The organism is Pseudomonas sp. 2957 (assembly GCF_031456345.1).
In the GTDB taxonomy this organism is placed as follows: domain Bacteria; phylum Pseudomonadota; class Gammaproteobacteria; order Pseudomonadales; family Pseudomonadaceae; genus Aquipseudomonas; species Aquipseudomonas siliginis.
The window spans coordinates 716,943-738,881 of the sequence record NZ_JAVDUL010000004.1 but is presented as its reverse complement, the minus strand read 5'-3'; the positions used below and the strand labels follow the sequence as shown (position 1 = coordinate 738,881).

Here is a 21,939-nt window from a genome sequence, read left to right as displayed (position 1 = left end):
GTTCAACCTACTGCTGGCCACCACGCGCGACAATCACTGTACAGGCGCTGAATGCGCCGTCATCACTCAACCCGCAGCAGTGTCCATGCGCACCGCGCCACGGCGGTTCTGCCCGAATGCCATGACGCAGTTACGCCCGGCGCCCTTGGCGCTGTACAACGCCTGGTCGGCGGACTTGAGCACTTCTTCAGGGGTGCGCTGCTCGACACGTTCGGCGACGCCGATGCTCACCGTCACCGACACCGCCGAAGCCCCGGAACCGCTGCGCCGCTGGCGACCTTGCTGATCATCCTGCGGGCGGTTTTCCTGGTTGCGTAACTGAATGCTGTAAGACGCAATCGATTCACGGATCACTTCCAGGTGCGGCATGCACTCCTCAAGGGTCTTGCCTGCGAACACCAAGGCAAATTCCTCACCGCCGTAGCGATACGCCCTACCGCCACCGCTGATTTTCGACAGTTTGCTGGCGACCAGGCGCAGCACCTGGTCACCGACATCGTGGCCATGGGTGTCGTTGAATTTCTTGAAGTGATCGACGTCGCTCATCGCCAGCACATAGTTGCGCCCCAGTCGCTGCATACGTTCGTTGAGCGCACGTCGTCCCGGCAGGCCGGTGAGCTCGTCGCGGAAGGCCATTTGATAGGCCTCATGCGCAACGGCGGCGGCGATCATCAGCATCACCTGGCTGCACATGATGTTCAGGGTGAACGGCAGAATGAAGGTCTTCGGCAGCATCCAGAACACACCGAGCAAGCCAACCAGTTGCGCCGCGTGCAAAGGGCGCGGGTTGCGCCAGTATTGCCAGGCCAGAAGCAGGAAGGCCGAAATGAACACCGGATAGGACAACTGGATGAGACTCATCCATGCCCCATGCAGCGCCGGCCAGCGGATCTCCGACAACCACAGCAGCAGCGCCTGTGGGTAACTTTGCTCCAGTCCCAACGCCACGCTGCCAAATGCCAGCAGCACGGCAAAGCGCGCGACCATGTCCTGAAACAGATGGGTACGTTCCTGCCATGCGGCGAATAATCCGAACAACAACGGCAGCAGCAGGCAGACCAGATGAAACACCACCGCAGCGTCTTCGCGGACCTTGCCGTTGTCGCGGTAGAAATCTGTCTGGGTGTCCAGCAGAAAGTAGGCGATGTACACCGTGAGCATCAGAAACAGTTCGCGCTGACGTCGATACACCGCGCAATACGCGCCACCGAGGAGCAGAACCAATGTCGGCAGGACGTTGAACAGCGATGTGAAGAATACGCTGAGGTCTTTGACGTACGCAGCCGCCAGCCCCGCAAGCAATAACAGCAGTGATGGCAGGAAATGGCTGAAACGCACAGCGGAAGAACGCGGCAAGGGTAAGCTCCGACCCGTCATAGCAAAGAGATGGCATTGTGCCTGCAAAGTGCGGCCAAGCCCATACAATGTGATCCAGATCACACACGGTCTCTGTAACGGCCGGAAGCTCGACTATCTGAGCGATCCACAAACAAAAAAACCGCTGCCCCCTAACGGGAGCAGCGGTTTTCGTCAGACTGCGTTAAGGCTTAGTAGCCCAGTGCGAAGTCTTCTTCTTTCATGTCCATCAGGTTGCCAGCACCCGACAGCATAGTGGCCACGTGCGTACGGGTACGCGGCAGGATGCGCTGGAAGTAGAAGCGCGCGGTTTGCAGCTTGGCGGTGTAGAACGCCTCGTCGCTGGTGCCGGCAGCCAGTTTTTCCGCAGCCAGACGTGCCATGTCTGCCCAGAAGTAAGCCAGGCAGGCATAACCGGAGTACATCAGGTAATCCACGGAGGCCGCGCCGACTTCTTCGCGATCTTTCATGGCAGCCATACCGACCTTCATGGTCAGCTCGCCCCATTCCTTGTTCAGTGCAGCCAGCGGCGCGACGAATTCCTGGACGGCTTCGTTGCCTTCGTTGGTCTGGCAGAACTTGTGGACGATCTTGGTGAAGCCTTTCAGAGCCTCGCCTTGAGTCATCAGCACTTTGCGGCCGAGCAGGTCGAGGGCCTGGATGCCGGTGGTGCCTTCGTACAGCATCGAAATGCGGCTGTCGCGAACGTTCTGCTCCATGCCCCACTCGGCGATGAAACCGTGGCCGCCGTAGATCTGCACGCCGTGGTTGGCGGCTTCGAAACCGACTTCGGTCATGAACGCTTTGGCGATCGGGGTCATGAACGCCAGCAGTGCGTCGGCCTTCTTCTTCTCTTCTTCATCGACGCCGTATTTGACGATGTCGACCTGCTTCGCAGTGAAGTAGACCATCGCGCGGTTGCCTTCGGCGAACGCCTTCATGGTCAACAGCATACGGCGCACGTCCGGGTGGACGATGATCGGGTCAGCGGCTTTGTCCGGCGCTTTCGGGCCAGTCAGCGAGCGCATTTGCAGGCGATCACGAGCGTATTTCAGACCGCCCTGGAAGCCGATTTCGGCGTGAGCCAGACCTTGCAGTGCGGTACCGAGGCGAGCGGTGTTCATAAAGGTGAACATGCAGTTCAGACCTTTGTTCGCCGGGCCGATCAGGTAACCAGTGGCGCCATCGAAGTTCATCACGCAGGTGGCGTTGCCGTGGATGCCCATCTTGTGTTCCAGCGAACCGCAGCTCACTGCGTTGCGCGCGCCAATGGTGCCATCGGCGTTTGGCAGGAACTTTGGAACGATGAACAGCGAGATGCCTTTCGTGCCAGCCGGAGCATCGGGCAGACGCGCCAATACGATGTGGACGATGTTGTCGGCCATGTCGTGTTCACCGGCCGAGATGAAGATCTTGGTGCCGGAGACTTTGTAGGAACCGTCGGCCTGAGGCTCGGCCTTGGTGCGCAGCATGCCCAGGTCGGTGCCGCAGTGCGGTTCGGTCAGGCACATGGTGCCGGTCCATTCGCCGGAGACCAGTTTGGTCAGATAGGCTTCCTGCTGCTCAGGGGTGCCGTGCTCGGAGATGGTGTTCATCGCACCGTGCGACAGACCTGGGTACATGCCCCACGACCAGTTGGCTTCGCCAACCATTTCGCTCACTGCCAGGCCCAGCGACTCAGGCAGACCCTGACCGCCGTGCTCAACGTCGTGCGCCAGGCTTGGCCAGCCGCCTTCGACGAATTGCTTGTACGCCTCTTTGAAGCCAGTCGGGGTTTTCACGCCGGACTCGCTCCAGGTGCAGCCTTCGATGTCGCCCACGCGGTTCAGCGGCGCCAGTACCTGCTCACAAAACTTGGCGCCTTCCTCGAGGATGGCGTCAACCATGTCCGGCGTGGCGTCTGCGCACGCTGGCAGGCTCTGATAGTGCGCTTCGTAGCCGAGCAGTTCGTCACGAACGAAGCGAATATCACGCAAGGGGGCCTTGTAGTCAGGCATAGCGATAAACCTCTGCTGATGTAACCGGGAATGAACGACCGTGTTGAATTGTTGTGACGGTCAAACAGTTGTTTGAAACATACGTTTACGCCGAAATCTTGTCAAGCATCGATCTTTTGCCGTTCGTCATCACGCTCTCCAAATGCCGGAGACGACAAATCGCCGCGACTTGATATAAGCCACGGGCGTTGTAAAAAGATTAGTTGAGCAAGAAGGACTTAAACGAAAAACGCCGCGACAGGGCGCGGCGTTTCGGGGTCTACAACAAACTCAATCAGGCGAAAGTATCGATGATCGTCCCGAGCACTTCGTCGGATGCCTTGGCCACCTTCACACCCAGCTCTGCCTGGATCTTGCCCTGCGACAGCTCGACGATATTGCTCGCCAGATCCGATTCTTGTGCGCGATCCACACCGCGCAGGCGATTGACCTGCACTTCGGACGACTGGCTGGTCACCGAACGTTCGATAGTGTTGTTGGCGATCTGGCTGGCGGCCTGATCGACGCGGTTCTGCCCGGACTGAATCGAGCTCAGCCCCGCATAAAAAGCTGTGTTACCTGAGATTTCCATAGTCGCTCTCATCCTTGCAAAGGATCAATGCTCGCCATTGAAGCAGACGCGCCGGCAAAACGCCCGTCAAAAACACTAATGGCACAGTGCCTGCTCATAGGCAAAAGCTTAGTCGAGCAAATCCAGTTGCAAATGCTCGGCCACCGCTTCGGCGCTCAACGCCTTGAGTTTCGGCACCCGCCCAAGGCACGGCGCGGGGATGCGCTCGGCCAGGGTCGCGAGGTTTTCCTCCAGCCGCGAAGTTTTCGGATCGATGATATTCGCCACCCACCCCGCCAATTGCAGACCATCGCGGGCAATCGCCTCGGCGGTCAGCAACGCATGACTGATGCACCCCAGCCTCACGCCCACCACCAGAATCACTGGCAGCTTCAGTGCAATCGCCAGGTCAGAGAGATTGTCCTGATCGGCCAACGGCACCCGCCAGCCGCCCGCGCCTTCGATCAGGGTGAAGTCGGCGTTCATCGCCAGAATCCCGCGCATCGGCGCCAGCAGCGATTGCACCGTCAACGCCACACCCGCTTCGCGCGCCGCGAGATGGGGAGCTATCGCTGGCTCGAACGCCACCGGGTTGACCTGTTGATAAGTCAGCGGCAACGAACATTCGGCCAGCAGCGCCAGGGCGTCGGAATTACGCAAGCCCTTGGGCGTGACGTCGCAACCCGATGCCACCGGTTTGCCCGCCGCCGTGCTCAAGCCTGCCGACCGCGCCGCATGGAGCAATCCGGCAGCAACGGTGGTTTTGCCGACATCGGTGTCGGTACCGGTGACGAAATAGGCTGCGCTCATAGAGGTTTCTCCAACACGGCGTATACCACCTGATACGTTGCCGGCAGCCCCGACGCCTGACGGAACCGCTCATACGCGTCGATCAGCCCGAGAATCCGCGCCCGTCCGGTCAAACCGCCCGGCCGCCCGGGATTCAGATTGTGTGCGCCCAACGCTTTCAACTCATGAGTCAGGCTGCGCACATCCGGGTAATGCAACACGTGCGGCTGATTCTCCAGCACCAAAATGCGCATGCCACTGCCGGCACATAACTGTTCATAGCGGGCGAACTCGCGGAAGCGATTGACGTGCACCAGCCCGTCGACCTGCTGCCAACTCTCACGCAACTCGAACAGCGTCCCTGTACAAAGACTAGCAAACGCAAAAATCCCGCCCGGTTTAAGCACGCGCAAGGCTTCGCTGAGCACCGCCTCGAAGTCGGCGCACCACTGCACTGCAAGGCTGGAGAAAATCAAATCAAAGCTCGCGTCCTGCAACGGCAGCCTTTCGGCATCGCCGGCAATGAAATGCTCAGCGCCACCCAGCGGCCGTGCGTGATTGAGCATGCCCTCGGCGATGTCCAGCGCGACACCGCTGCCCTGGGTGAAACGCGAGGCCAGCGCGCGAGTGAAATAGCCGGTGCCGCAACCGAGATCGAGCCACCGCGACGGCATGAAACTCCCAGGCAAACGCTCAAGCAGCTGCGTGCCGACGTCACGCTGAAACTCCGCGACACTGTCGTAACTGGCCGCAGCGCGGGAAAAAGACGCCGCCACCTGGCGCTTGTCGGGCAAGCCCTCAGGCAGCACAAGGGACAGATCAGTCATCAGCGCACTCATGTAGAAAAGCCTGGATCGCGCCCGCGACTCCATGCGGGTCTTCCAGCAGAAAAGCATGGCTGGCCTGTTCGATCAGACCAATTTCGATATCCGGCAAAAGCGCGAACAATGCGCCGGCCGCTTCCGCCGGAACCAGCGCGTCCTGCCCGCCGAACAGATGAAACTGCGGCCCGCGAAACGCCTGCAACGCCTGGCGTGTATCCATCTGCGCGAGCAGCTCCAACCCTGCCATCAGCGCGGTCGGCGCGGTGGCCGGCGCGCCAGCGAGCAGCAAGCGCGACAAGCCGCGCGGGTCTGGTGAACCTTGCGCACATAGCAGAGCGAAGCGCTTGAGCGTGGTACGCGGGTCGGCCTGACAACCGGCAAGAAACGCATCGAAGGTCTCGCCAGGCATCGCGCTCGGCCACTGCTCATGGGCGACAAACGCAGGGTTGCTCGCCAGCGTCAGCAGCCCGCAGCACGCCTCGCCGCGTCGTGCCGCCAACTCAGACGCGAGCATGCCGCCCAGAGACCAGCCACCAAGCCAGATTTCCTGCGGAATGCGCGCATCGAGTTCGTCGAGCCAGTCTTCAAGATCAGCGGAGTCCAGCTCCGGCAGCGGTTCGATCTCGACTTGCAGATGTTCGTCGAGGCCGCGCAATGCTGCGGCCAGCGGTTCCAGCGGCGACACGCCGAGGCCCCAGCCGGGCAGCAGGATCAGACGATTACGCATGGCCTGGCTCCAATGACAATCGGGCGAAGCAATCTGCCAACCCTTCCAGCAACTGTTGCACCTGTGCCTCGCTGTGGGCGGCGGTCAGCGTGACGCGCAACCGCGCGCTGCCGGCCGGCACGGTCGGTGGACGGATCGCGGTCACCATCAAGCCGCGCTCGCGGAGCATTTGCGAGAGCCGCACCGCGCGGCCGGCATCGCCGATCATGATCGGCTGGATCGGCGTGAAGCTGTCCATCAGCTCCAGCCCGATCTGCTCGGCGCCGTGGCGGAACTGGCGGACCAGTGTCTGCAAATGCTCACGGCGCCAGTGTTCGCTGCGCAACAGCTCGAGGCTTTTCAGCGTCGCGCAGGCCAGCGCCGGCGGTTGGCTGGTGGTGTAGATGTACGGGCGGGCGAACTGGATCAGGCTTTCGATCAACTCTTCGCTGCCAGCGACAAAGGCCCCGGCGGTGCCGAAGGCTTTGCCGAGGGTGCCGACCAGCACCGGCACATCGTCCTGGCTCAAGCCGAAATGCTCGACGATACCGCCACCGTTGGCGCCCAACGGGCCGAAGCCGTGGGCATCGTCGACCATCAGCCACGCGCCTTTGGCCTTGGCCGCGCGGGCCAGCGCCGGCAGGTCGGCGATGTCACCGTCCATGCTGAATACGCCATCGGTCACCACCAGTGTGTTGCCGGTGGCTTTCTCCAGGCGCTTGACCAGACTTTCGGCGTCGTTGTGCAGATAGCGATTGAAACGCGCGCCGGACAACAGGCCCGCGTCCAGCAACGAAGCGTGATTGAGCCGGTCTTCGAGTACCGTATCGCCCTGCCCGACCAGCGCGGTGACCGCGCCGAGGTTGGCCATGTAGCCGGTGGTGAACAGCAGCGCACGTGGGCGCCCGGTCAGATCGGCGAGCGCTTCTTCCAGCGCGTGATGCGGGCTGCTGTGGCCGATCACCAGATGCGACGCGCCACCGCCGACACCCCAACGTTCAGCGCCGGCGCGCCAGGCTTCGATCACCTGCGGATGATTGGCCAGGCCCAGATAGTCGTTGTTGCAGAAAGCGAGCAGCGGTTGGCCGTCGACCACGACTTGCGGGCCTTGCGGCGATTCGAGCAGCGGGCGCTGGCGATAAAGGTTGTCGGCACGACGGGCAGCAAGGCGTGCGGCGAGATCGAAAGACATGCAGGCCTCGATTTTCAAATGACACAGATCCCCTGTGGGAGCGAGCCTGCTCGCGAATGGGCGTCACATCCAACATGGATATTCGCAGCCAAACCGCTTTCGCGAGCAGGCTCGCTCCCACAGGGGTTTTGCATTCCTTCAGCGCAATCCGTGCAGCTTTTAAACGGCAGCGTTATAGAACTGCTCGCTGCTTTTCTGCTCCACCAGCGCCTGCTCGATCGCCGCTTGGTGCACCTCATCCGCGTGCTCTTCGCGAGCCTCAGGCTGGATACCGAGGCGCGCGAACAGCTGCATGTCCTTGTCCGCCTGCGGGTTGGCGGTGGTGAGCAATTTGTCGCCGTAGAAAATCGAGTTGGCGCCAGCGAAAAATGCCAGGGCCTGCATCTGCTCGTTCATCGCTTCGCGACCGGCGGACAGGCGCACGTGGGATTGCGGCATGAGGATGCGCGCGACGGCGAGCATGCGGATGAAGTCGAACGGGTCGATGTCTTCGGCGTTTTCCAGCGGCGTGCCGGCGACTTTCACCAGCATGTTGATTGGCACCGACTCCGGGTGCTCCGGCAGGTTGGCCAGCTGGATCAGCAGATTGGCGCGATCGTCCAGCGATTCGCCCATGCCGAGAATGCCGCCGGAGCAGATTTTCATTCCCGACTCGCGTACATAGGCCAGCGTCTGCAAGCGCTCGCTGTAAGTGCGGGTGGTGATGATGCTGCCGTAGAACTCCGGCGAGGTGTCGAGGTTGTGGTTGTAGTAATCGAGACCGGCCTTGGCCAGCGCTTCAGTCTGCTCCTGATCGAGACGGCCGAGGGTCATGCAGGTTTCCAGGCCGAGGGCTTTTACTCCTTCAACCATCTTCAACACATACGGCATGTCTTTGGCCGACGGATGTTTCCACGCTGCGCCCATGCAGAACCGCGTCGAACCAATGGCTTTCGCGCGGGCCGCCTCTTCGAGGACCTTCTGCACTTCCATCAGTTTTTCTTTTTCCAGCCCGGTGTTGTAGTGCCCGGACTGCGGGCAGTACTTGCAGTCTTCCGGGCAGGCACCGGTCTTGATCGACAACAGTGTCGAGACCTGCACGCGGTTGGCGTTGAAATGTGCGCGGTGCACCGTTTGCGCCTGGAACAGCAAGTCGTTGAATGGCTGTACGAAGAGTGCTTTGACTTCGGCCAGAGACCAATCGTGACGCAGGGTGGCGGTGGTGCTCGCGCTCATGGGCAATTCCTTGGTTATGCTTGGCTGGCGCTGGGGGAAACGGAATACCCACAGGCGCTACACGGATGTTCGGCATATTTAAGGAAGAGCGATGCGCTGTCAACCGCAATACCAAGGACAGGTTTACATCTGTTTAAAAAACGTACAGGCCTGTTTGCTGTGCGATGAGCCCGCAGAAGCACAAATGCCAATGTGCGAGGCCTGCGAAACCGAACTGCCCTGGCTCGGCAGCCATTGTCAGAGCTGCGCTTTGCCACTGGCGGCGGATGGCCTGACTTGCGGCGAGTGCCTGCTAGAGCCTCCGGCCTTCGAACAGGTCGCCGTGCCCTGGGTTTATGGCTTCCCCGTGGACAGTCTGATTACACGGTTTAAACACAACGCGAAATGGCCGTTTGGTCACCTGCTCGCCGACGTTCTCGGCCAATACCTGCAGCATCGCTTCGCCGAGGACCTGCCGCGCCCCGATGTGTTGCTACCGGTGCCGTTGGCGAATAAACGACTGCGTCGGCGAGGATTCAATCAAGCGGCGATGCTCGCGCGCTGGTTGAGTGTTTCGCTGGATTTGCCGTGCGAAGAACAGCTGCTGCGGCGAGTCATCGACACCGATGCCCAACAGGATCTCGACGCCAAGGCGCGCAAACGCAATTTGCGCAATGCCTTTGCGCTGGTGCCTGACGCGCAGGTCAGTGGCCGCCATTGCGCGCTGGTGGATGATGTTCTGACCACGGGCGCGACCGCTCAAGCGCTGGCGCGGTTGCTGATGAATGCAGGTGCGGCGCGGGTCGATGTGTATTGCCTGGCCCGCACGCCGAAACCCGGTACCTGAAGCGAATACAGATATCGTGTGGGAGCGAGCCTGCTCGCGAATGGGCATCACATTCAACAAAGCTGTTGTTGGTCAAACCGCTTTCGCGAGCAGGCTCGCTCCCACAGGGGGCTTTGCGTCAGGCTTGACTCATGCGTTGCAAGTGGCCAACGTCCATTTCATCGCCCGAGCCAGAAGCGTTCTGCCATGTCCCTGCCCACCCTGCTGTCCCAGCACATCGTCCGCCGCCCGCAGCGCATTGCCCTGCTGCAACACATCGCCGAGCAAGGCTCGATCACCCGTGCGGCGAAGAGCGCGGGGCTCAGTTACAAGGCGGCGTGGGATGCGATCGATGAGCTGAACAACCTGGCGCAGAAACCCTTGGTCGAGCGCGTGGTGGGCGGCAAGGGTGGCGGTGGCGCCAGATTGTCCAGCGAGGGCGAGCGAGTGCTGCGCCTGTATCAGAAATTGCAGGCGTTGCAGGCGCAGGTGCTGGAAGCGGCCGAAGACGCCAGTGATCTCGACCTGCTTGGGCGCCTGATGCTCAGGACCAGCGCGCGCAATCAGCTGCATGGCACGGTGGCAGCGATTCAGGCGCAGGGTCGCAATGACTTGATCCACCTTGAACTGGCCGAAGGCATTGCTCTGGAGGCGCAGATCACCCACGACAGCACCGTGCATCTGGAATTGCAGGTCGGAACCGAAGTGATGGCGCTGATCAAGGCTGGCTGGCTTGAGTTGCTCGGCGCCGATCAGTCGGCAACGCCCGGACACAATGTCCTGCGCGGCACCATCGAAGCGATCCTCGATGCCGAGGACGGTCCCAGCGAGGTGCGCATTTCCCTGCCCAACGGCCAGACACTTTGCGCCTTGGCCGAACCGCTGCACTTGCGCAGCCACAGGCTGGAGGTCGGCAATCCGGTGCAGGTGCAATGCGCACCATCTAACGTGCTGATCGGCACCCCGCTCTGATTAGCCCTTGCCACAAAAGCGTCATCGACCCGCATTAAGGTGTTGCCCATAACCAAGCAGGGAGCCTGATGTGAGCCTATTAGAAGAAAACCAATCCACTGATCTGGAAAAAATGGTCGGCCTCAGCCGTCGCGGTTTCATCAGCGCCGGTGCCTTGTGCGGCGCGGCGATGTTCCTCGGCGGCAACCTGCTGAGCCGCAGCGTCATGGCCGCCAGTGTCAGCGCCGGCAACAGCCGCCTGCTCGGTTTCGAGAGCATCCCGGCAGCGACCACCGACGCCATCAGCCTGCCCAAGGGCTACAAGTCTTCGGTGCTGATCAGTTGGGGCCAGCCGCTGCACAAGAACGGCCCGGCCTTCGATCCGAGCGGTAACGGCACCGCTGCTGCGCAGGAAGTGCAGTTCGGCGACAACAACGACGGCATGAGCCTGTTCGCCTTCCCGGACGACAAGAACCGCGCGCTGATGGCGATCAACAACGAATACACCAACTATCGCTACCTGTATCCGCATGGCGGCATGCCGCAGTCAGCTGAGGATGTGCGCAAGGCATTGGCCTGCGAAGGCGTGTCGGTGATCGAAGTGCAGCGCAAGAACGGCCAGTGGCAATTCGTCCAGGGCTCGCGCTACAACCGTCGGATTCACGGTAACTCGCCGCTGCGCATCAGCGGTCCGGCCCGCGGCCACGACTTGATGAAAACCGCTGCCGACAAGCACGGCAAAAAAGTCCTCGGCACCTTCCAGAACTGCGCCAACGGCAAGACGCCTTGGGGCACCTACCTGACCTGCGAAGAAAACTTCACCGACTGCTTCGGCAGCAGCAACGCCCAGCAGCAATTCGATGCCGCGCAAAAGCGCTACGGCGTTGTCGCCAGCAGCAAAGACATCAACTGGCACCCGCACGACCCGCGCTTCGACATGGCCAAGAACCCCAACGAGCTCAACCGTCACGGCTGGGTGGTCGAGATCGACCCATTCGATCCGCAATCGACTCCGGTCAAACGCACCGCGCTGGGCCGCTTCAAGCATGAAAACGCCGCACTCGCCGAGACCGACGATGGTCGCGCTGTGGTGTACATGGGCGACGACGAACGTGGTGAGTTCATCTACAAATTCGTCAGCCGCGACCGCATCAACCACCGCAATCAGAAAGCCAACCGCAACATCCTCGATCACGGCACGCTGTATGTGGCCAGATTCGATGCCGGTGACGGCAATCCCGATCATCCGAAAGGCCGGGGCCAATGGATCGAACTGAGCCACGGCAAGAATGGCATTGATGCCAGCAGCGGCTTTGCCGATCAGGCCGAAGTACTGATCCACGCGCGCCTCGCCGCCAGCGTCGTCGGCGCAACACGCATGGACCGCCCGGAGTGGATCGTCGTCAGCCCCAAGGACGGCCAGGTTTATTGCACCCTGACCAACAACGCCAAACGTGGCGAAGACGGTCAACCGGTGGGCGGGCCGAACCCGCGCGAGAAGAACGTCTATGGGCAAATTCTGCGCTGGCGCACCGACCGCGATGACCATGCCTCGAAGACATTCGCTTGGGATCTGTTTGTGGTCGCCGGCAACCCGGGCGTGCATGCCGGGACGCCGAAGGGTGGCTCATCGAACATCACCCCGCAGAACATGTTCAACAGCCCCGACGGTCTGGGTTTCGACAAGGCCGGACGCCTGTGGATTCTCACCGACGGCGACTCGAGCAACGCTGGCGACTTCGCCGGCATGGGCAACAACCAGATGCTCTGCGCCGATCCTGCGACCGGTGAGATTCGCCGTTTCATGGTCGGGCCGGTGGGTTGTGAAGTGACCGGGATCAGCTTCTCGCCGGATCAGAAAACCCTGTTTGTCGGGATTCAGCATCCAGGCGAGAACGGCGGTTCGACCTTCCCCGAGCATCTGCCCAATGGCAAGCCAAGGTCTTCGGTGATGGCTATTACGCGCGAGGATGGTGGGATCGTCGGCGCCTGATAAACCCTCATCGCTGGCAAGCCAGCTCCCACAGGTCTTGCGCAAAACCTGTGGGAGCTGGCTTGCCAGCGATGGCATCAGCAATGACACCAACCACCTCCGCCGCCGCCATCTGCGCTACCATGCCGAGCCGGACGCAGCAGCCTGCTGCGCGCAGGAGTCAGCATGGCCCACCCGTTTGAAACCCTCACCCCCGATCTCGTCCTGGATGCCGTTGAAAGCATCGGTTTCCTCAGCGATGCGCGCATTCTGGCGCTCAATAGCTACGAAAACCGTGTGTATCAGGTCGGTATCGAAGACTCCGAGCCGCTGATTGCCAAGTTCTATCGTCCGCAGCGCTGGACCAACGAGGCCATCCTCGAAGAGCACCAGTTCACTTTCGAACTGGCCGACGTCGACATCCCGGTAGTAGCGCCGCTGATCCACAACGGCGAAACCCTGCATGAGCACGCCGGTTTTCGCTTCACACTGTTCCCGCGCCGGGGCGGGCGCGCGCCGGAGCCGGGCAACCTTGATCAGCTGTATCGCCTCGGCCAGTTGCTCGGGCGCATGCATGCGGTGGGCGGCACCAAGCCGTTCGAGCACCGCGAAGCCCTCGCCGTGCAGAACTTCGGCCATGCCTCGCTGAACACTTTGCTCGAAGGCAATTTCATTCCCAAGAGCCTGCTGCCGGCGTACGAGTCGGTTGCCCGCGACCTGCTCAAACGCGTCGAAGATGTCTACGCCGCTACGCCGCACCAGAACATCCGCATGCACGGTGACTGCCACCCCGGCAACATGATGTGCCGCGACGAGATGTTCCACATCGTCGACCTCGACGATTGCCGCATGGGCCCGGCGGTGCAGGACATCTGGATGATGCTTGCCGGCGATCGCCAGGAGTGTCTGGGGCAGTTGTCGGAATTGATGGACGGCTACAACGAATTCCATGATTTCGACCCGCGCGAACTGGCACTGATCGAACCGTTGCGCGCCCTGCGCCTGATGCACTACAGCGCCTGGCTGGCGCGGCGCTGGGACGACCCGGCATTCCCGCACAGCTTTCCGTGGTTTGGCACGGAGCGGTATTGGGGCGACCAGGTGCTGGCGTTGCGTGAGCAGCTGGCGGCACTGAATGAAGAGCCGCTGAAACTTTTCTGATTCAAACCTGAACCCTGTGGGAGCGAGCCTGCTCGCGATAGCGGACGGACATTCAACTTTGATGTTGGCTGACCCGACGCTATCGCGAGCAGGCTCACTCCTACATTTGTCCGGTGTTCACAAATTCACAACTCACTTGCAGACAAATCTCCTTACAATCCCTCCTTTGTCAGCTGCCTGAGCAAGGATTCTGCATGCAAGCCGCCAACCCGCGTCGCGGGTACATTCTGGGCCTGAGCGCCTACATCATCTGGGGCCTGTTCCCGATCTATTTCAAAGCCATCGCCGAAGTCCCGGCCGTCGAGATCATCATCCATCGGGTGCTGTGGTCGGCGCTGTTCGGTGCGTTGCTGCTGATGGTGTGGAAACACCCGGGCTGGCTGCGCGAGCTGCTCGACAATCCAAAACGCCTGGCGATTCTGGCCCTGAGCGGCACGCTGATCGCGGCCAACTGGCTGACCTATGTCTGGTCGGTGAACAACGGCCGCATGCTCGAGGCGAGTCTGGGTTACTACATCAATCCGCTGGTCAACGTACTGTTGGGCATGGTGATCCTTGGCGAACGGCTGCGGCGCATGCAGTGGGTCGCGGTCGGTCTCGCTGCCATCGGTGTGGCGCAGCAGGTGTGGCAGGTCGGCAGCTTGCCGTGGGTGTCGCTGGCGCTGGCGCTGACTTTCGGCTTCTACGGTCTGATCCGCAAGCAGGCGCCGGTCAAGGCGTTGCCGGGGCTGGTGGTGGAAACCTGGATGCTGGTGCCGATCGCGATTGCATGGTTGCTGTTCAATCAGACTGCCACGAGTGTGCAGCCGGCCTTCTGGACCACCTCCGAAGCCTGGTGGCTCGTGGCTGCCGGCCCGGTGACGCTGGTGCCATTGGTGTGTTTCAACGCCGCCACCCGCCACTTGCCCTACACCACCATCGGCTTCCTGCAATACATCGCGCCGACGCTGGTGTTGCTGCAAGCCGTGCTGCTGTTTGGCGAGCATTTGTCGTCCAGCACGCTGGTCGCGTTCATGTTTATCTGGGCCGGTCTGGCGGTCTACAGCGTTGATGCGTGGATAAGTTTGCGCCGACGGGCCTGATCAAAAAACGCACAAAGCTCCGCAGGCCACGGTTCTCGTGGCCTGCATCGTTCCTTCCCAAGCTTATCCACAGCGTGATCCCCGCCGTTTGTGCGCAAGTCACTGAATGTTGGCGATTTTTTGATCAACCTGCGCAAAGCCACGGCCGGCGTGGCGTGGCGGTCTGTCTCTACAGGTTATCCACAGGCAGGTGCACGTTAAACCTGAATAACCCTGTGAACGTTTAAACCTCTGTGCGTAACACCAGTTCGACCATCAGATCATCGGCCAGGGTTTCCAGGCGCGCCTGCAACACATCCAGCGACAGCGTCAGTGGTACCGCGAGAATCGCCTCGGCGTGAAACAGCGGCTCGCTGCTCATCGGCGCCGGGCGCACCTCAGTTACCAGTCGCTCCAGGTTTACGCCCTGCTCGCTCAACAGCCGAGTGATATCGCGGACGATACCCGGCCGGTCATTGCCGACCAGTTCCATGGCGATCGGTTTCCACGTGCAGGACTGCTCCACTCCGCTTTCGGCAATCAATACCCGAATGCCATGGGCCGACAGCGCTTGCAGGGCATCGACCAGTTCGTCGTAAGCCTCCGCCGGCACGCCCACGCGCAAAATCCCGGCGAACTGCCCGGCCATGCGTGACATGCGGCTTTCCAGCCAGTTGCCGCCGTGCTCGGCAATGCATTGGGCGATGCGCTCGACCTGCCCGGGCTTGTCCGGGGCGAAAACGGTGAGTACGAGATGGTCCATGGCGCAGCCCTCTTGTCATGACTTTTGTTATCGAAGGGCAAGTATAGGCAAGCGGCTTGATTCAGCCTGACCCAGTGCTGGCAGATGATGACCTGTGGCGAGGGGATTTATCCCCGTCCGGCTGCGCAGCAGTCGTGAGTCCTGCCAATTGGGTCTGCCAGCCGGACCGCAGGGGGCGGCTTCGCCACCCAAACGGGGATAAATCCCCTCGCCACAGATTCGCTCATCGCAAAGGGGGAGACGCCAAACTGCGCCATAGCAGCCAAACAGCAATTATGTGTACAACTTTCGATATTTAGCTGGAACAATTCAATGCTTTTTTGAGAACATCCCGTTCCGCGACGTGACCGCAATGCGTCATGAGGTCGCAGAACGACGTAATTAGTCTGATTTTCACAAGCGCAACTCATCATGTAGTATGCCGCAGCGCGCACTACATAACGCTGGATCGATGTCTGCCCAAGGCCCTTCGCAACCCTGAAAGCCCCGTCAGCAAGGCCTCCAAGCCGTTGATTGGTCCTAGCCCAGCCGCCAGCAATGGCATGTACTGGTCCGCAGGTTTGTGGTTTAAATGGCCGGAAGCTTCATTGTTAAATTGACGAGCTGAAAAGCGAAATAGCTGAGCAGAGTGAGGCAAGCAATGACTGAACACGTTCAAGTCGGTGGCCTGCAGGTCGCCAAAGTCCTGTTCGACTTCGTGAACAACGAAGCCATTCCCGGTACCGGCCTCACCGCCGAACAATTCTGGGAAGGTGCCGACAAGGTCATTCATGACCTGGCGCCGAAGAACAAAGCCCTACTCGCCAAACGCGATGACTTCCAGGCGCGCATCGATGCCTGGCATCAGCAGCATGCCGGCCAGGCGCACGACGCCGTGGCCTACAAAGCTTTCCTGCAAGAGATCGGTTATCTGCTGCCAGAAGCGGCTGATTTCCAGGCGACGACGCAAAACGTCGATGATGAAATTGCCCGCACCGCCGGCCCGCAATTGGTCGTGCCGGTGATGAATGCGCGCTTCGCGCTCAATGCTTCGAACGCCCGCTGGGGCTCGCTGTACGACGCTCTCTACGGCACCGACGCGATCAGCGAAGACGGCGGCGCGGAAAAAGGCAAAGGCTACAACAAGGTGCGTGGCGACAAAGTCATCGCCTTCGCCCGCGCCTTCCTCGACGAAGCCGCGCCATTGGCCGCAGGCTCCCACGTCGATTCGACCGGCTACAGGATCGCTGACGGCAAACTGGTCGTGACGCTCAAGGGCGGCAGCAACAGCGGCCTGCGCGATGACGCTCAGTTGATCGGTTTCCAGGGTGACGCCAACGCGCCGATCGCCGTTCTGCTCAAGCACAACGGCCTGCACTTCGAAATCCAGATCGATGCCAGCACTCCGGTCGGCCAGACCGATGCCGCCGGCGTCAAAGACATCCTCATGGAAGCGGCGCTGACCACGATCATGGACTGCGAAGACTCCGTGGCCGCCGTCGATGCCGACGACAAAGTGGTGATCTACCGCAACTGGCTCGGCCTGATGAAGGGCGACCTCGCGGAATCCGTGTCCAAGGGCGGCCAGACCTTCACCCGCACCATGAACCCGGATCGCACCTACACCGCGCCCAATGGCGGTGAAGTGACCCTGCACGGTCGTTCGCTGTTGTTCGTGCGCAACGTCGGCCATCTGATGACCATCGATGCGATCCTCGACAGCCAAGGCAACGAAGTACCGGAAGGTATCCTCGATGGTCTGGTGACCTGTCTGGCGGCAATGCACAACCTCAACGGCAACACTTCGCGGCGCAACACCCGCACCGGTTCGGTGTACATCGTCAAACCGAAAATGCACGGCCCGGAAGAAGCGGCGTTCACCAACGAGCTGTTCGGGCGTATCGAAGATGTCCTGCGCTTGCCGCGCAATACCCTGAAAGTCGGGATCATGGACGAGGAGCGCCGCACCACGGTCAACCTCAAGGCTTGCATCAAGGCCGCCAGCGAGCGCGTGGTGTTCATCAACACCGGTTTCCTCGACCGCACCGGCGACGAAATCCACACCTCCATGGAGGCCGGCCCAGTGGTGCGCAAGGCTGACATGAAGGCCGAGAAGTGGATCGGCGCCTACGAAAACTGGAACGTCGATATCGGTCTGAGCACCGGCCTGCAAGGTCGTGCGCAAATCGGTAAAGGCATGTGGGCGATGCCGGATCTGATGGCAGCGATGCTTGAGCAGAAAATCGCTCACCCACTCGCCGGCGCCAACACTGCCTGGGTGCCATCGCCGACTGCCGCTGCGCTGCACGCGCTGCACTACCACAAGGTCGATGTGTTTGCGCGTCAGGCCGAACTGGCCAAACGTGCGCGCGCCTCGGTGGACGACATCCTCACCATTCCATTGGCAGTGAACCCAAGCTGGACGCCAGAGCAGATCAAGAACGAACTGGACAACAATGCCCAAGGCATTCTCGGTTACGTGGTGCGCTGGATCGACCAAGGTGTCGGTTGCTCCAAAGTCCCGGATATCAACGACGTTGGCCTGATGGAAGACCGTGCGACGCTGCGTATCTCCAGCCAGCACATCGCCAACTGGCTGCGCCACGGTATCGTCAGCCAAGAGCAAGTGATGGAAAGCCTCAAGCGCATGGCGCCGGTGGTCGACCGTCAGAACGCCAACGACCCGCTGTATCGCCCGCTGGCACCGGACTTCGACAGCAACATCGCCTTCCAGGCGGCGGTCGAACTGGTGATCGAAGGCACCAGGCAACCGAACGGCTACACCGAGCCGGTGCTGCACCGTCGTCGTCGCGAGTTCAAGGCCGCGAATGGTCTGTAATTTGCGCTGACGCTGGAAGTGAAAAAGGCCCTGATCGAGAGATCAGGGCCTTTTTGTTTGTGAGGTGGGTTGGATTGTTGTGGTGGGCTTGAGATCCATCCCCCTCACCCCAGCCCTCTCCCCCAAGGGGTAGAGGGGAAAGGGAGCAGATTGGGGAAGTTTCAATTCCTGAGTTCGACTCATGAAATTCAGGTCGGTGTACCTCCAACATTCACCGCGGTCAGTCCCCTCTCCCTCTGGGAGAGGGTTAGGGTGAGGGGCTTCTAGGGCTCAATGCCCAATTCATGCTTCACCAACTCAAGCAACTTGCCCGTATCAATCGGCTTGAGCAGAAAATCCACCACGCTCAAATGCATCGCTTCGATCGCATCTTTCACGTCGGCATCGCCGGAGACGATGATGATCGGCATCGCTGCCCGTACCGATTCACGCACCTGGCGAATCAGCTCGAGGCCGTCGACATTGCCCATGCGCAGGTCGGTAATCACCAGACCGATCGAAGGCTTTTCATCGAGCATTTTCAGCGCGGTTTCACCGCTGGCTGCGGTCATGCAGCGAATGCCGTCCAGCGCGAGTATCTCCGACAACAGCTCGCGGGCGTCCTTGTCGTCGTCGACGATCAGGACACGCTGCGGCGGCAGATCAGGTTCGAGCATCACTGCGCTGAGCGCTTCCCGCTCGGCGTCGCTCAAAATATCGTGGTCGGACATGGCGCTCTCTAAATGTTCAAACAATCCCTGGCAAGTCGTCAGACATCACCGGACAGCGCTTCAATGTGCACTTCGTCGGAATTTTTTCCAAGTGGCTAGCGCAAGCTTTTCCGAGCTTTTGCGTAGGTTATTTCCGAAAATCGGCCAATGGTGGCAAAACCTAGACTTACGTCCAATGGGCACCCTGCCCGCCGGGGTCGACCATGGTGGCAACGATCCGACAACAACAATTCGAAAAAGACTGCGGTAATGGTTATGAGCAAAGCGGACGCCTTCACCCAGGCAGGGAAAACCGCGGTGTTGCAGAACATTCAGGGCACCCTGCAATTCCTCCAGCGCTTCCCGCCCTTCAATCAGATGGAACACGCCCACCTCGCCTATCTGGTGGAGCAATGTCAGCTGCGTTTTTTTGCCCAGGGCGAGAGCATCATCAAACCGGCTGACGGCCCGGTGGAGCACTTTTATATCGTCAAACAGGGTCGGGTGGTCGGCGAACGCCAGCACATCACCAAGCCCGGCACCGAAACCACCTTCGAAATCACCACCGGCGAATGCTTTCCGCTGGCCGCGCTGCTCGGTGAGCGCGCCACGCGCACCGAACATCTGGCGGGCGAAGACACCTTCTGCCTGCAACTGAACAAGCTGGCGTTCATCAAACTGTTCGCCCTCTCCAGTGCCTTCCGCGATTTCGCCTTGCGTGGGGTGAGCAGCCTGCTCGATCAGGTCAACCAGCAAGTCCAGCAAAAAGCCGTGGAAACCCTCGGAACCCAATACTCGCTGAACACTCGTCTCGGTGAACTCGCGATGCGTCATCCGGTGACCTGCAGCGCCGAGACGCCGTTGCGTGAAGCGGTGAAGCTGATGCACGAGCAACAGGTCGGCAGCATCGTCGCGGTGGATGAGCACAAGGCGCCGCTGGGGATTTTCACCCTGCGCGATTTGCGCCATGTGGTCGCCGAAGGTGTCGGCGATTTCAGCGACGCCATCGAACAGCACATGACTCGATCACCGTTTTATCTGTCGCCGGATCACAGCGCCTTCGATGCGGCGATCGCCATGACCGAGCGGCACATTGCTCACGTCTGTCTGGTCAAGGATCAACGCCTGTGCGGCGTGGTGTCCGAGCGTGATCTGTTCTCCCTGCAACGGGTCGATCTGGTGCACCTGGCCCGGACCATCCGCAGCGCGCAACGGATCGAGCAACTGGTGACCTTGCGCGGCGAGATCGGCCAACTGGTCGAACGCATGCTCGCCCACGGCGCGTCGTCGACGCAAATCACCCACATCATCACCCTGCTCAACGATCACACGGTGTGCCGGGTCATCGAACTGACCCTCGCGGAAAAGGGCGACCCGGGTGTGCCGTTCAGTTGGCTGTGTTTCGGCAGCGAGGGCCGGCGTGAGCAGACGCTGCACACCGATCAGGACAACGGCATTCTCTTCGACGCGCGCGATGCCGCGCACGCAGCAGAAATACGCGGCAAGCTGCTGCCGATTGCCCAGCAGATCAACCAGAGCCTGGCGCAGTGCGGTTTCACTCTGTGCAAGGGCAACATCATGGCCGGCAATCCCGAGCTGTGTCTGTCGCGGGCCGAATGGGCGCGACGCTTCGCGGCGTTCATCCGCGAAGCCACGCCAGAGAACCTGCTGGGTTCGAGCATTTATTTCGACCTGCGCGTGGTCTGGGGCGATGAGCAAGGCTGCGAGCAATTGCGCCGGGGCATCCTCGATCAGGTCGGTGACAACCGTCTGTTCCAGCGCATGCTCGCCGAAAATGCGCTGCGCAATCGCCCTCCCGTTGGGCGCTTCCGTGAATTCGTGCTGGCACGCAAGAACGGTGAGAAGGCCACGCTGGATCTGAAAATTCAGGGTCTGACGCCGTTCGTCGACGGTGCCCGGTTGCTGGCGCTGGCCAACGGCATCGACGCCAACAACACCCTCGAGCGTTTCCGCCAATTGGTCGATAAACAAGTCATCGAGCCGCTCGACGGCGCGGCGTATGAAGAGGCCTATCACTTCATTCAGCAAACGCGCATGCAGCAGCATCAGCTCCAGACCCGGGAGAACCAGCCGTACTCCAACCGCGTCGATCCCGACAGCCTCAATCACCTTGACCGGCGCATCCTGCGTGAATCCCTGCGGCAGGCGCAACGCCTGCAGAGCAGCCTGAGCTTGCGGTATCAGCTATGAGCCTGTTTTCCTGGCTGCGCCCGTCAAGTCTCGTAGTGTCGGCGGATCTACAGCAGCGGCTGGCGAATCTGCCGGCGCTTGCCGAGCTGAGCGAATGCAGCCTGCGTGAGCAGCGCTGGGTGGTGCTGGACCTGGAAACCACCGGCCTGAATATGAGCAAGGATCGGGTCCTGTCGATCGGCGCGGTGGTGATCGAGGACGGCGCGATCGATTTCAGTCAGCAGTTCGAGCGCACGCTGCAATGTCGCGAATTGAAGCTCAGCCCCAGCGTGCTGATTCATGGCTTGGGACCGAATGCGATTGCCGCAGGCAGCGACCCGGCGGAAGCGTTGCTGGAGTTGCTGGAGTTCATCGGCGACAGCCCGGTGCTGGCCTTTCATGCGCCGTTCGATCAGCACATGCTCGGGCGCGCAGTGAAAGAACACCTGGGGCATAAGCTGCAGCATGTGTTTCTGGATGTGGCAGATATCGCGCCGTTTCTGTGTCCGCAGGCGCAGATTCGCGAGGCCGGGCTGGATGAGTGGATCGAGTGGTTTCGCCTTGAAGTGTTCGAGCGGCATAACGCGAGTGCCGATGCGCTGGCCACGGCGGAGTTGGCGTTGATCCTGTTCAGCCGCGCGCGGGCGCAGCAGATTTACAGTCCGTTGCAGCTGCAGCAGCGGTTGAGTCAGTGGAAGCGCAGGCAGCAGGCGCCGTCCTTTTAGAATCATTCAGATCAAAAGCCCCTCACCCCAGCCCTCTCCCGGAGGGAGAGGGAGCCGATCGTGGTGTCTGAAGCCTTATATCGACCTGAAAGACCGAGTCGATTGAGGAATCGCTGAAAATCGTTCAGGTCGATGTACCTCCAGAATATCCCCCGATCAGTCCCTTCTCCCTCCA

General features: G+C 60.9%; 18 protein-coding genes. 8 read left to right on the top strand and 10 right to left on the bottom strand.

What is annotated here, in order from left to right; genetic code table 11:
* Positions 1-66: 66 nt before the first annotated feature.
* The 8 genes from J2Y39_RS18015 to bioB all read right to left on the bottom strand — a co-directional run bounded on the left by J2Y39_RS18015 (position 67) and on the right by bioB (position 8,629).
* Complete coding sequence (locus J2Y39_RS18015; RefSeq protein WP_041476719.1) at positions 67-1,356, bottom strand: GGDEF domain-containing protein; 1,290 nt, start codon at positions 1,354-1,356, stop codon at positions 67-69.
* Between the two features lie 191 nt (positions 1,357-1,547).
* Positions 1,548-3,353, bottom strand: coding sequence for a phenylacyl-CoA dehydrogenase (locus J2Y39_RS18010; RefSeq protein ID WP_024014564.1), 1,806 nt, complete (start codon positions 3,351-3,353; stop codon positions 1,548-1,550).
* 274 nt (positions 3,354-3,627) lie between these two features.
* Complete coding sequence (locus J2Y39_RS18005; RefSeq protein WP_016772865.1) at positions 3,628-3,924, bottom strand: hypothetical protein; 297 nt, start codon at positions 3,922-3,924, stop codon at positions 3,628-3,630.
* A 108-nt stretch (positions 3,925-4,032) separates the two neighbouring features.
* Positions 4,033-4,713 (bottom strand): dethiobiotin synthase, encoded by a 681-nt coding sequence (gene bioD, locus J2Y39_RS18000; protein ID WP_041476721.1) that lies wholly within the window; start codon positions 4,711-4,713, stop codon positions 4,033-4,035.
* Positions 4,710-5,519, bottom strand: a complete 810-nt coding sequence (gene bioC / locus J2Y39_RS17995; RefSeq protein WP_310218992.1) for a malonyl-ACP O-methyltransferase BioC — start codon at positions 5,517-5,519, stop codon at positions 4,710-4,712. The genes bioD and bioC overlap by 4 nt, the downstream gene beginning before the upstream one ends.
* Positions 5,512-6,243: an alpha/beta fold hydrolase gene (locus tag J2Y39_RS17990; RefSeq protein ID WP_095181397.1), complete on the bottom strand. Its 732-nt coding sequence runs from the start codon at positions 6,241-6,243 to the stop codon at positions 5,512-5,514. The genes bioC and J2Y39_RS17990 overlap by 8 nt, the downstream gene beginning before the upstream one ends.
* Positions 6,236-7,414 (bottom strand): 8-amino-7-oxononanoate synthase, encoded by a 1,179-nt coding sequence (gene bioF / locus J2Y39_RS17985; RefSeq protein ID WP_310218990.1) that lies wholly within the window; start codon positions 7,412-7,414, stop codon positions 6,236-6,238. The genes J2Y39_RS17990 and bioF overlap by 8 nt, the downstream gene beginning before the upstream one ends.
* A gap of 159 nt (positions 7,415-7,573) precedes the next feature.
* Entirely contained in the window at positions 7,574-8,629 is a 1,056-nt protein-coding gene (gene bioB, locus J2Y39_RS17980) for a biotin synthase BioB (protein ID WP_110603564.1), read from the bottom strand.
* A gap of 91 nt (positions 8,630-8,720) precedes the next feature.
* On the opposite strand from bioB, the gene J2Y39_RS17975 reads away from it, so the two are divergent.
* From J2Y39_RS17975 to rarD, 5 genes are all read left to right on the top strand, one after another.
* Entirely contained in the window at positions 8,721-9,455 is a 735-nt protein-coding gene (locus J2Y39_RS17975) for a ComF family protein (protein WP_310218987.1), read from the top strand.
* 186 nt (positions 9,456-9,641) lie between these two features.
* On the top strand, positions 9,642-10,406 hold the full coding sequence (locus J2Y39_RS17970) for a TOBE domain-containing protein (RefSeq protein ID WP_310218985.1): 765 nt from the start codon (positions 9,642-9,644) through the stop codon (positions 10,404-10,406).
* A 70-nt stretch (positions 10,407-10,476) separates the two neighbouring features.
* A complete protein-coding gene (locus J2Y39_RS17965) occupies positions 10,477-12,378 on the top strand; it encodes a PhoX family phosphatase (protein WP_252884929.1) in 1,902 nt (633 codons plus the stop codon).
* Positions 12,379-12,543: 165 nt separating this feature from the next.
* Positions 12,544-13,518 (top strand): serine/threonine protein kinase, encoded by a 975-nt coding sequence (locus J2Y39_RS17960; protein ID WP_310218982.1) that lies wholly within the window; start codon positions 12,544-12,546, stop codon positions 13,516-13,518.
* A gap of 194 nt (positions 13,519-13,712) precedes the next feature.
* Positions 13,713-14,600, top strand: coding sequence for an EamA family transporter RarD (gene rarD, locus J2Y39_RS17955; RefSeq protein ID WP_041476730.1), 888 nt, complete (start codon positions 13,713-13,715; stop codon positions 14,598-14,600).
* A gap of 223 nt (positions 14,601-14,823) precedes the next feature.
* Here the strand turns inward: rarD and J2Y39_RS17950 are convergent, their stop codons facing one another.
* Positions 14,824-15,342: a glycine cleavage system protein R gene (locus J2Y39_RS17950; RefSeq protein ID WP_016772854.1), complete on the bottom strand. Its 519-nt coding sequence runs from the start codon at positions 15,340-15,342 to the stop codon at positions 14,824-14,826.
* Between the two features lie 640 nt (positions 15,343-15,982).
* Here J2Y39_RS17950 and J2Y39_RS17945 point away from each other — a divergent pair.
* Positions 15,983-18,160: a malate synthase G gene (locus J2Y39_RS17945; protein ID WP_252886899.1), complete on the top strand. Its 2,178-nt coding sequence runs from the start codon at positions 15,983-15,985 to the stop codon at positions 18,158-18,160.
* A gap of 263 nt (positions 18,161-18,423) precedes the next feature.
* Here the strand turns inward: J2Y39_RS17945 and J2Y39_RS17940 are convergent, their stop codons facing one another.
* Complete coding sequence (locus J2Y39_RS17940; RefSeq protein ID WP_016772851.1) at positions 18,424-18,870, bottom strand: response regulator; 447 nt, start codon at positions 18,868-18,870, stop codon at positions 18,424-18,426.
* Positions 18,871-19,125: 255 nt separating this feature from the next.
* Here J2Y39_RS17940 and J2Y39_RS17935 point away from each other — a divergent pair, with 255 nt between their 5' ends.
* The gene (locus tag J2Y39_RS17935) at positions 19,126-21,060 is read left to right on the top strand and encodes a putative nucleotidyltransferase substrate binding domain-containing protein (protein ID WP_309297927.1); all 1,935 of its coding nucleotides are present in this window, start codon (positions 19,126-19,128) and stop codon (positions 21,058-21,060) included.
* A complete protein-coding gene (locus J2Y39_RS17930; RefSeq protein ID WP_236167668.1) occupies positions 21,057-21,764 on the top strand; it encodes a PolC-type DNA polymerase III in 708 nt (235 codons plus the stop codon). The genes J2Y39_RS17935 and J2Y39_RS17930 overlap by 4 nt, the downstream gene beginning before the upstream one ends.
* Positions 21,765-21,939 lie beyond the last annotated feature (175 nt).

What these genes read in the sequence shown, in the direction of transcription:
- J2Y39_RS18010 (WP_024014564.1), bottom strand. Translation starts at nt 3,353, where the DNA reads ATGCCTGACTACAAGGCCCCCTTGCGTGATATTCGCTTCGTTCGTGAC.
- J2Y39_RS18005 (WP_016772865.1), bottom strand. Translation starts at nt 3,924, where the DNA reads ATGGAAATCTCAGGTAACACAGCTTTTTATGCGGGGCTGAGCTCGATT.
- bioD (WP_041476721.1), bottom strand. Translation starts at nt 4,713, where the DNA reads ATGAGCGCAGCCTATTTCGTCACCGGTACCGACACCGATGTCGGCAAA.
- bioC (WP_310218992.1), bottom strand. Translation starts at nt 5,519, where the DNA reads ATGACTGATCTGTCCCTTGTGCTGCCTGAGGGCTTGCCCGACAAGCGC.
- J2Y39_RS17990 (WP_095181397.1), bottom strand. Translation starts at nt 6,243, where the DNA reads ATGCGTAATCGTCTGATCCTGCTGCCCGGCTGGGGCCTCGGCGTGTCG.
- bioF (WP_310218990.1), bottom strand. Translation starts at nt 7,414, where the DNA reads ATGTCTTTCGATCTCGCCGCACGCCTTGCTGCCCGTCGTGCCGACAAC.
- bioB (WP_110603564.1), bottom strand. Translation starts at nt 8,629, where the DNA reads ATGAGCGCGAGCACCACCGCCACCCTGCGTCACGATTGGTCTCTGGCC.
- J2Y39_RS17975 (WP_310218987.1), top strand. Translation starts at nt 8,721, where the DNA reads ATGCGCTGTCAACCGCAATACCAAGGACAGGTTTACATCTGTTTAAAA.
- J2Y39_RS17970 (WP_310218985.1), top strand. Translation starts at nt 9,642, where the DNA reads ATGTCCCTGCCCACCCTGCTGTCCCAGCACATCGTCCGCCGCCCGCAG.
- J2Y39_RS17960 (WP_310218982.1), top strand. Translation starts at nt 12,544, where the DNA reads ATGGCCCACCCGTTTGAAACCCTCACCCCCGATCTCGTCCTGGATGCC.
- rarD (WP_041476730.1), top strand. Translation starts at nt 13,713, where the DNA reads ATGCAAGCCGCCAACCCGCGTCGCGGGTACATTCTGGGCCTGAGCGCC.
- J2Y39_RS17950 (WP_016772854.1), bottom strand. Translation starts at nt 15,342, where the DNA reads ATGGACCATCTCGTACTCACCGTTTTCGCCCCGGACAAGCCCGGGCAG.
- J2Y39_RS17945 (WP_252886899.1), top strand. Translation starts at nt 15,983, where the DNA reads ATGACTGAACACGTTCAAGTCGGTGGCCTGCAGGTCGCCAAAGTCCTG.
- J2Y39_RS17940 (WP_016772851.1), bottom strand. Translation starts at nt 18,870, where the DNA reads ATGTCCGACCACGATATTTTGAGCGACGCCGAGCGGGAAGCGCTCAGC.
- J2Y39_RS17935 (WP_309297927.1), top strand. Translation starts at nt 19,126, where the DNA reads ATGAGCAAAGCGGACGCCTTCACCCAGGCAGGGAAAACCGCGGTGTTG.
- J2Y39_RS17930 (WP_236167668.1), top strand. Translation starts at nt 21,057, where the DNA reads ATGAGCCTGTTTTCCTGGCTGCGCCCGTCAAGTCTCGTAGTGTCGGCG.